Origin of the sequence: Alteromonas sp. MmMcT2-5, from assembly GCF_022348315.1 — a bacterium.
Classification (GTDB): domain Bacteria; phylum Pseudomonadota; class Gammaproteobacteria; order Enterobacterales; family Alteromonadaceae; genus Alteromonas; species Alteromonas macleodii.
This window is the reverse complement of the sequence record NZ_JAKRFB010000005.1, coordinates 91,486-101,251: the sequence shown is the minus strand read 5'-3', so window position 1 is coordinate 101,251 and position 9,766 is coordinate 91,486. Positions and strand designations below refer to the sequence as shown.

General features: G+C 47.9%; 8 protein-coding genes. 6 read left to right on the top strand and 2 right to left on the bottom strand.

Translation table 11 applies throughout. The features are described from left to right. Positions 1-93 precede the first annotated feature (93 nt). On the top strand, positions 94-540 hold the full coding sequence (locus MHN09_RS05055) for a CopD family protein (RefSeq protein WP_239239441.1): 447 nt from the start codon (positions 94-96) through the stop codon (positions 538-540). A gap of 18 nt (positions 541-558) precedes the next feature. Here the strand turns inward: MHN09_RS05055 and MHN09_RS05050 are convergent, their stop codons facing one another. Then, positions 559-888, bottom strand: coding sequence for a DUF2231 domain-containing protein (locus MHN09_RS05050; RefSeq protein WP_239239438.1), 330 nt, complete (start codon positions 886-888; stop codon positions 559-561). 38 nt (positions 889-926) lie between these two features. Here MHN09_RS05050 and coxB point away from each other — a divergent pair, with 38 nt between their 5' ends. From coxB to MHN09_RS05030, 4 genes are read left to right on the top strand one after another with little or no spacing between them, the layout of a single operon-like run. Next, positions 927-1,511, top strand: a complete 585-nt coding sequence (coxB, locus tag MHN09_RS05045) for a cytochrome c oxidase subunit II (RefSeq protein WP_239239435.1) — start codon at positions 927-929, stop codon at positions 1,509-1,511. Then, positions 1,508-4,015, top strand: coding sequence for a cytochrome c oxidase subunit I (gene ctaD, locus MHN09_RS05040; RefSeq protein WP_239219654.1), 2,508 nt, complete (start codon positions 1,508-1,510; stop codon positions 4,013-4,015). The genes coxB and ctaD overlap by 4 nt, the downstream gene beginning before the upstream one ends. Then, complete coding sequence (locus MHN09_RS05035; protein ID WP_012519723.1) at positions 4,012-4,353, top strand: hypothetical protein; 342 nt, start codon at positions 4,012-4,014, stop codon at positions 4,351-4,353. Before ctaD ends, MHN09_RS05035 begins: the two co-directional genes overlap by 4 nt. Next, a complete protein-coding gene (locus tag MHN09_RS05030; RefSeq protein WP_049587401.1) occupies positions 4,344-5,147 on the top strand; it encodes a cytochrome c oxidase assembly protein in 804 nt (267 codons plus the stop codon). Before MHN09_RS05035 ends, MHN09_RS05030 begins: the two co-directional genes overlap by 10 nt. A 109-nt stretch (positions 5,148-5,256) precedes the next feature. Here the strand turns inward: MHN09_RS05030 and MHN09_RS05025 are convergent, their stop codons facing one another. Then, entirely contained in the window at positions 5,257-6,822 is a 1,566-nt protein-coding gene (locus MHN09_RS05025) for an FAD-dependent oxidoreductase (RefSeq protein WP_239219656.1), read from the bottom strand. Positions 6,823-7,269: 447 nt separating this feature from the next. On the opposite strand from MHN09_RS05025, the gene MHN09_RS05020 reads away from it, so the two are divergent. After that, complete coding sequence (locus MHN09_RS05020; RefSeq protein WP_239239432.1) at positions 7,270-9,744, top strand: vitamin K epoxide reductase family protein; 2,475 nt, start codon at positions 7,270-7,272, stop codon at positions 9,742-9,744. The last annotated feature ends 22 nt before the right edge of the window (positions 9,745-9,766 follow it).

Genomic DNA, 9,766 nt, shown 5'->3' with positions numbered 1-9,766 from the left:
TCGTCACGTGCGATCGCAAAAATTCATTTTTTTCTAAACCATTTCAGGGGCGAGTGCTGTAACTAGTATTATGAAATAAATGTAAGGTTGCTCATGCTCTGGCTTTTAGGTCTTCACATCTTCGGTCTTCTGATCTGGTTGGCAACCGTGTTGTATTTGCCAATCTTAATTGCTACTGAGTCGAAAATGCGCGAAGACTTTATCGATATTCCATTTGGAATGGGGTCGGTAGCGCGGCTGATATTCGCGTATGTGGCTTCGCCCGCGGCTATCATTTCTATTATTGCGGGAACATTGGTCTTTGTAATAAACGACACCCTTACTTTCTGGCTGATGGTGAAACTAACCATTGTGACGATACTGGTGATATTGCACGCGAGCCTTGGGCTACTGATAACGCGCCTTGAACGCCAGGAAATGCGTTTTCTGGCAGGCTTTAGCTGGTGCTTTCTGATAGCGATATTTTGCGGCGTCGGAAGCATACTGTTTGTGGTCCTGGCAAAACCTGCTGCACCTGGTTTTGTGCCATGGCCAATCTAGGGCTCAACTTAGCGTTCATTATTTTGAGGCGCGTAAGGTAAGGTTAAATGTGGTCAGCGATAGCGTCATTACTGCTAGAACGGCGTGAGCCCAGGCTGCGACAATATGGCGAATAATACGTACAGTAAAAACATCAATGGCACCGGCAAGGCTGGCCAAAACACCAAATGCCAGTCCAGCAGCAGTAAGCCAAAAACTGGCTTCAGCCCAGAAAGGATCGCTGGTAAGGATAAATACAATATCTGTGACAATGAGTATGAGCAAAAACGCGATGGGAAAATGGATCAGGGCTGGATGTAGCGCATGCCCCCTAAGTGAAGCGCGGCTGCTGATTATTGAATTCGACATAGAAGCGTCAGATCCTAAATACCGTTTAAGGAGTGAGTTTGGTAAATAGAGTAACAGAATATCTTTTCACTGCCAGTGCCTTATTGTTGGCAGGTTGCAGTGAGCCGTATTCCATTCTCGCCCCGGCAGGTCCGTCAGCCAAGGCGGTTACCACAATCTGGTGGGGCATGCTCACGGTTGGAGTCGTGGTATTACTGGGGATTTGCTCACTCTGGTGGTATGCCAGCTTCCGACGCAATCGTAAATATAGCGATGCAGATGTAGATGAGCGCGCTGTGCGAATTGATGTGCATGCCAGACAATGGGCGTGGGATGTAACCTATCCGCAACATGATATTGAACTAACAGATGAAATTCATATTCCTGTCGATACGCCAATTGATATTCATGTGACTAGTGCGGACGTGATTCATGGCTTCTGGGTGCCACGGCTAGGAGGAAAGATTGATGCGATCCCGGGGCACACGAACATCGTGCGTTTGCAAGCCGATGAAGTAGGTGAGTTCGGTGGCCAATGCGCCGAATATTGCGGCCTTTCTCACGCTAAAATGCATTTTAAAGTCATTGCTCATTCTGCTGAGAAGTTTGATGCATGGCTCGTCCAACAAGGTAAAACACAATGAATGGCAAATCAGAACTACACAAAAATTTTGCCAAGGTATGGGATAACCTACCTGGGTGGGGCAATCTTGCAGCGGTAAACCATACTTCTATCAGTCAGCGATTCATGCTAACCGGGGTGATCTTTTTTCTCGTAGGCATTTTGCTGGCAATGCTGATCCGCTCGCAATTGGCGTTGCCAGGTCAGACACTCATTACTGCCGACCTGTATTCACAGGTTTTTACTATGCACGGCACTATTATGATGTTCTTGTTTGCCATTCCGGTTCTGGAAGGCGCGGCGATGTATCTTATTCCAAAGATGATCGGCACGCGCGATCTAGTCTTTCCCCGTTTGAGCGCCTTAGGCTATTACTGTTACCTCTTTGGAGGGTTGATTTTGCTGTCAAGTCTGGTGCTAGGCATCGCGCCTAATTCGGGCTGGTTTATGTACACACCCTTATCCAGCGACGACTATTCCGCTGGCGCGGGCTCAGACTTCTGGCTACTCGGAGTGACTTTTGTAGAAATATCTGCAGTATCAGCAGGTATTGAGCTTACCGTCTCGATTTTGCGTACAAGAGCGCCGGGCATGAGTTTGAGCAAAATGCCTATTTTCTGCTGGTATATTCTCGCGATGGCGTTAATGATCGTGTTCGGTTTTCCTCCGCTGATTCTGGCTAGCATTCTGTTAGAGCTTGAGCGGGCAGCGCAAATGCCTTTTTTTGATCCTAACGCTGGTGGTGACCCTATTTTATGGCAGCATTTGTTCTGGTTATTCGGCCATCCTGAAGTTTACATTATTTTTCTGCCGGCAGCGGGTATGGTCTCCACTATATTGCCAGTGTTCGCGGGTCGACCGCTGGTGGGATATCGTTGGGTTGTATTATCAGTAATCATCACTGGGTTTATCAGCTTTGGCTTATGGGTACACCACATGTTTACCGTCGGGATCCCTCATTTGGCCCAGGCATTTTTTTCCATTGCCAGCATGCTGGTGGCGATTCCCACAGGCATTCAGATTTTCGTTTGGTTAACGACATTGTGGGTAGGCCGTGTTCGGTTTGAACTGCCGATGCTATGGATTTTTGGCTTTTTGTTTATCTTCGTTTGCGGTGGGTTGACTGGTGTGATGCTAGCACTGGTGCCCTTTGACTGGCAGGTGCACGATACGCACTTTGTAGTGGCGCATTTTCATTATGTGCTTATTGGCGGAATGTTCTTTCCGCTGATCGCCGCCCTATATTACTGGTTGCCCCATTTTTCCGGACGAATGCCGTCTATGAGAATGGGACGCTGGGCGTTTGGCTTGGTGTTTGTCGGATTTAATTCAACGTTTCTGATCATGCACCTAACTGGTCTGTTGGGCATGCCACGCCGAGTGTTTACTTACGAAAGTGGCCTGGGCTGGGATTGGTTAAATCTGAGTTCTTCCATTGGTGGCTTCGTGCTCGCGATTGGTATTCTAATGCTCGTCTTAGATGTGACGCTACATTTTCGATATGGTCGAAAGGCTTCATCTAATCCTTGGCAAGCTGATACATTGGAATGGGCCACGGGCATGCCGCCGGTGTCTTACAATTTTGCCAGTATCCCTGAGGTAAAATCACGTCATCCACTATGGGACGACCCGTCGTTGATTAATAGCATTCCAGCTGGCGAACATGGCTTAAAAAGTATTAAGCACGGGCGACGGGAACTGTATGGAACAGATGCGATTAGTGGCAAGCTAAAAGAAGTTATTCATATTCCCAGCCATTCGTGGTGGCCTCTAATTTGTGCGGCTACCCTGGCGGGGTTGTGCATCAGCCTGGTGTCTAAAGCGTATATGGTCGGCATCTTTTTCGCCATATTGGGTCTAGGCTTCTTTTTACGCTGGAGTTGGGAGAACGGCACGCACAAGACGATGGCACCACTGACGGATGAAGAAGCGAGCCGGGGAGAGCCGCCTCTGCACTCGCGTACCTTTGACGGCCCAGGGTTATGGGGTATGTGTGTGACTCTGTTAGCTGACGGCACCTTATATTTGTCGCTGCTTTTCGGTTGGTTATATTTGTGGACAGTTTCACCAAATAAAACCTTACCTGACGTGTCGGCAATTTCGCCGGTTTTAATGGGGCTAAGTGGTGCGTTACTGACCATTGCAGTGACTTTGTATCGCCGTCTGAATCGCTATTTGCGCCGTGAGCAAGAGAAGTCGCTCGCTAAGTGGCTTTGGCTCGTTTCAGCCTGTGGAATGGGTCATGTTGGACTATTGGCTTTCATCACTGTTTCGAGTGACCTGCAATTTACGACTAATGCGTATGATGCCGTATTGTTGGTGATGCTGGCCTTTTTGCTTTTCCACAGTATCATCAGCGTGATCACCACTACGCTCCAGGCACTGCGGGTTAGTTATGATTACATCAGTACAAAGCTGTCCTATGAAATTGTCGTAATGAGCCCCATGTGGTTGTTTACACTTGTTATTTTTTGGCTAAGCTTCGCAAGCTTTTTGATCTTACCAACAATATGGGAGGCTAAATGAAAGTTTCCCGCGCGCACCCTTGGCATCTTGTGGCCGGGTTTGTGATTTGGGCGCTCTGGTTTGTATTTACTTATGGCGGAGTCGCGGTGGCTTGTCAGCTGGCTAAACCTGCGGCCGAGGCGGGCCCATTTAATTGGATAAACCTTAGTTTTTTAATTCCTACGTTTCTTATTGTTATCTATTTGGGAATTTGCGCCTTTAAGTCGTGGCACGTAGCGGCAAATGCAGAAAATGAGTCGCGCTTTTTACTGCGTGTAGCGGCGACAAGTTATCTTGCTTCGGCCATTTCGACGCTGGCTGTTGGCATTCCTCTTTTGGCGATGGCACCATGTATTTAATTATTCTCGTAGCAACGTTATTGTTTTGGTCAACCGGTGCATGGGCGCACAACCCCTTTACCAGTGGTGGCCAGGACGCGTTTTCCGCTAGCCTTACGGCGGTGATAGTACTGATATTCTGGATAATCTATGTATGGGGCTGCCGCTACGCTACCGCAGTTGTATGGCGGAGATGGCTATTTCATATCACCATTTTGATCACCTTTTTTACCATTTTGGGTCCGTTGGACGAATGGGCTGAACATAGCTCTGCTGCGCATATGACCCAGCATATGTTTATGATGGTAATAATAGCGCCAGCTTTCGCTTTGGCTCGGCCATTGCCACAGTTCTACAGGGCTTGTGGAGCATATGGGGAAAGATTATGGAAATATGCATTTAAAATCACTCAATATCCGATGGTATGCACCTACTTTCACGGTATGATGATCTGGTTCTGGCACATCCCGAAATTTTATATGTTGGCGTTGGAGAATCCCTGGATTCACGTATTCGAACACGCCTGCTTTCTGATATCGGCGGTATGGTTTTGGTGGGCCTGCTTACATGCCTTTACCCGTAAAGTTCCCTATGCGTTGCTGGCACTGTTGGTGACGCTAATGCACACGGGCTTTTTAGGTGCGTTTCTTACCTTTGGCAGCACTCCTTTTTACGGTGAATCCCGCAACCTTGCCGATCAGCAATTAGCGGGACTTATCATGTGGGTAGTAGGTGGAGTGCCCTACATCACCGCAGCATTTTGGGTGGGGCATCGCTGGTATAGACAGCTACAACGAAAATCGCTGACTGTTTAATTAGAAGGATTTGTACGTGAGGACTACCGGCCTCGGAGGATAGTTAGCAATCTTGTCATAGAAAGCGCGCCATTACGCGCTTTCTCGTCACCAAATCAAAGCTTGTTAATTAGGCAGCTTCAAGTTCAGCTTTAACCGATGACAGCGCAACATGGTCGTCCATCTCAATAATCATTTTTGCCATGAGCTGCGGATAACCTTTAGCCAGAGCAGCAATTTCCTTACCATCTTTGCGAAAAACTGCGAGGTATTGTTCGTCTTCCGGTGTGCCCACCGCTTCGATTTCGTCCCACTCTTTTGCGTGGCCTACGTATTCAAACTTTACATCAAATTGCTGTGTCCAGAAATAAGGTGTGCGATCAAATGCTTTACGTTCGGCAGGGTAGGCTAGGCTCGCGAGTATATTTTCTGCTGCGCAACGACCATGCTGCTGGGCTAGTCGCCAGTGCTCAATGTGCATTTCTTCGCCATTATACGGATAACTGGTAATATCACCCACCGCATAGACATCTTCAGCAGCTTCAAGGAATTCGTTCACTTTCACCAATCCCTGATGCGTTAATGTAAAGCTATTGAGTAAATCTTTATCAGTCGTTATGCCGGTAGCTAGCAGCACCAGATTGGTTTCCAACGTTTCGCCACTTTCCAGCTTCACTGCGGTTACTTTTTCAGTACCATGAAATCCACTTACTGTGCCCTCGACAAACTCGACGTCATGCTTCTCGTGTAAATCACGGAAATACTGCCCGATTTGGGTTCCAAATTGTTTTTCAAACGGCACCGCATCAGGTGCGATAACCTTTACCCGTATATTGTCGCTACGCTGCTTTAATGAAGCGGCCACTTCCAGACTAATAAAACTGTTGCCAACAATGGTAATATTGTTCGTGTTTTCAACGTCAGCTAATAGACGTTCCACATGCTCAATATTTCGAAGCGTATGGATCCCCAACAAATTAACGCCGGGTAAATCCGGCCGTATGGGGATCCCGCCTGTGGCAATAAGTAATCGATCGTATGTCAACGATTGACCATCATATAGCTCAATTTGATGGGCGGCAGTATCAATTCCGGATACTTTAGCCACTAGGCGTGTAACTTCTGTGATATCCATGTCGTCTTGATTAACAAGGGGGTCTACCTCATCAGGTTCCATGTCGCCCGCTGTCACAGCTTTGGTAAGCAGTGTTCGGTCATAAGGTGCATCTGCTTCTGGATCAACAACAGTGATCCGACCGTGGTAACGATTGTTCACCAGACTTTGCAGAGCGGCAGCGCCTGCTGCGCCAGCGCCGACAATCACAATATGAGAATGTGCGTTAACTGCAGTTAATCGGTTTTGTCGTTTATCGGTGCTGTCGGTGGCCTGTTCGGGATCCACAAGTACCTCGCCGTCACGTATTTCAACCGCATACCGAGATAATCCTGTTAGTGCAGGTGGTTCGCATACATCAGCAGAGGCGATATCAAAAGTGCCTTTATGCCATGGGCAAACCAACTTGCCTCGACATACTGCACCATCTTCAAGAGGCGCACCTTTATGAGGGCAATCGGCGCTGCTGGCATAAACGTTTTCACCGTCACGAATGAGAAGAATTTCTGTATCGTTAAGGGTAACGCGTTTAGGTTTGAGGTTTTCAAGGCGGTCTGCAGGACCGGCTGAGATAAATGACATGAGAGGCTCCTTATCCAAATGGGCGCCGACACCGTGTGCCAGCAAGGAAGTATTGCGAGACTCTAGACCATCAAGTTTTATTCCTATTTGCGCATTGAAAACATTAAATTTCATTTTACGGTCGTGCAATCTTACTTATTCAATTAAAATCATTAGCCTATGGCATTTATTAACCAACGCGGTGTGGCAGCAAAGGCTCCTTGCATGATGGCTCCCCAAACCAATCGTGTTTTTACTACAAAGTATATTCCTGTCGTTCGCAAGTTTTACACTGTCCCGCCGCATTATCGATTATCAAGCAGACGCGGCGCGTTTCCCTAAATTGCCGAAGTTGATTAGATTTTGTCTATTTTCATCGTTTTCTCTCTGTCAATGACCCGAAACGCGGGTTGATTCGTTACTCAATAGTAACCCTCTTAATTTTAGGTTTCTGGCAAGGACTTATTGATGGCACAACAAGCAGCAGAAAAGCGGATTGTTCTGATAACTGGTGCATCTGGCGGCGTAGGCAGTGCACTTTGTGAGGTGCTGAAAAAAGATTATCACCTTATTGGGTTGGATTTGACACCTTGCGAAAGTGCCCATGAAAGTTACGAGTGCGATTTTACCTCCAAAGACTCCATTTCCCTTGCGCTGTATAAAATTCATGAAAAACATGGCGGTCATATTGCCTGCGTGATTCACCTTGCCGCCTATTATGATTTCTCGGGCGAAGACAACCCCTTGTATGAGGCTCTCAATGTAAAGGGAACGGCGGATTTTCTAACCGAACTGCAGCGCTTTGATGTGGATCATTTCATCTATTCCTCCACCATGCTTATTCATCGGGCAGGCGTCCCTGGAGAAAAAATTACCGAGGATACGCCCATCGAGCCAGGCTGGGCCTATCCGCAGTCTAAAGCCGATGCCGAAGAAGCCATTCGCAGCCATCATGGCAAAATTCCCTATACCCTGTTACGAATGGCAGGCTTGTACGATGACCACACCGCTGTTCCCACTTTAAGCTATCAGATCGCCCGCATTTACGAGCGGCAATTTAAGAGTTGGGTGTACTCGGGCGATAGAATGGCCGGACAAGCTTTTTTGCATAAAGACGATATGGTGTCATTGTTTACCGAGCTGGTTAAAAAGCGCCATGAAGTGCCCAAAAAAAATGTACTATTGGCCGGCGAAGACAGCGTAATGGGTTATCAGGCGCTGCAAAATCGAATTGGTCATTTGATTTATGGTGAACGAGAGTGGAACACCATCGAAATACCAGAGTATGTTGCTAAATATGGGGCTTGGTTGGAAGAAAAAACCGAGCCAGTGGTGCCTGACGCCTTTGATCATGGAGAAAAGCCGTTCATCAAACCCTTCATGATTGATTTATCAAGTGATCATTATGACCTTAATCTCAGCCGGGTGAAGGAACAGTTAAATTGGCGACCACAGCACCACATTTATGATGCACTGGAACGGTTAATTGACAATCTGAAAAAAGATCCGCCAGGTTGGTATAAAGCCAATGGCATCACTTTGCCAGACTGGATGCAAACGGCGAAGGAAAAAGAAGTTAACGCCAACGCAATTCGTGAAAAGCACGAAGATCATTATCGTGACGCCCATAGCAACTTTATTTGGGCCCACTTTATGAATATCGGGTTGGCGTTCTGGTTGTTAACCGCGCCATTTTTGTTGGGGTATGAAAGCCGCGCAATGACGATTAGTGACATGGGGTCGGGACTGGCACTGCTGGTGTTTGCCGGTTTAAGTCTGTCATGGCGAATGAGCCAGGCTCGCTGGGCCGCGGGAATTGTCGGATTTTGGGTGCTCTCGGCACCGTTGGTGTTCTGGGCTCCTACGGCGGGGGCCTATCTGAACGGCACGTTAGTGGGCATGCTGATTATTGCTTTTGCCGTGTGCTCGCGGCCAACGCCCGGTGTATCACTAATAGCGGCGGAGACCGGCCCCAATATTCCGCCCGGTTGGGAGTTTAATCCGTCAAGCTGGGTGCAACGGATGCCTATTATTTTGCTCGCATTTGTAGGTTTTTTTATTTCACGCTATTTGTGTGCCTTCCAGTTAGGACATATAGACGCGGTATGGGAACCGTTTTTTGCAGGCGGGGGCGGTGACCCGAAAAATGGCACCGAAGAAATTATCACATCTGAGGTATCTGAGGCGTGGCCGGTTCCCGACGCCGGGTTAGGTGCTATGACTTATGCGCTGGAAATTCTTACCGGCCTGATGGGGTCAACCCGCCGCTGGCGCACCATGCCCTGGTTGGTAATGCTGTTCGGCATTATGATTGTGCCATTAGGCGTGGTGTCGATTTTCTTCATTATTATTCAGCCCATCGTTATTGGAACCTGGTGTACACTTTGCCTGGTTGGTGCAGCAGCCATGCTGATTCAAATTCCTTATTCGCTGGATGAGCTGGTGGCAACTACTGAATTCTTATGGCGTCGTAAAAAGCAAGGTCGCCCATTGCTACGTATTTTCTTTACCGGCGATACTGATACAGGAGCCTGGGAGGGTGATGAAAGAGAGTTTGAACGGGGCCCCATAACAGTATTTAAAGACATGATTGCAGGAGGAGTTACTTTGCCCTGGAATCTTGCGCTCTGCATTCCTGTCGGAGTTTGGCTTATGTCCACTCGTTTGACGCTGGGGACCGAGGGCAGCACGGCTAATGCTGATCATGTGGTGGGAGCTCTGGTCCTGACAGTCGTTGTTACTGCTACTGCCGAGTCTGGGCGCATGGCACGTTATGCGCTTGTTCCTCTAGGCCTGGCATTATTTACCACGCCATTTCTGCTCGGTGCCCCTCTGGTTTCAGTTGTTTCAAGCTTGCTATGTGGCGCATTGCTAATTGGGTTGAGTTTACGAAAAGGTCATATTAGAGCAAGCTACGGGAAATGGGATAAATTCATTGTTTAGGAAAATAAGAGGGCTTCTTCAA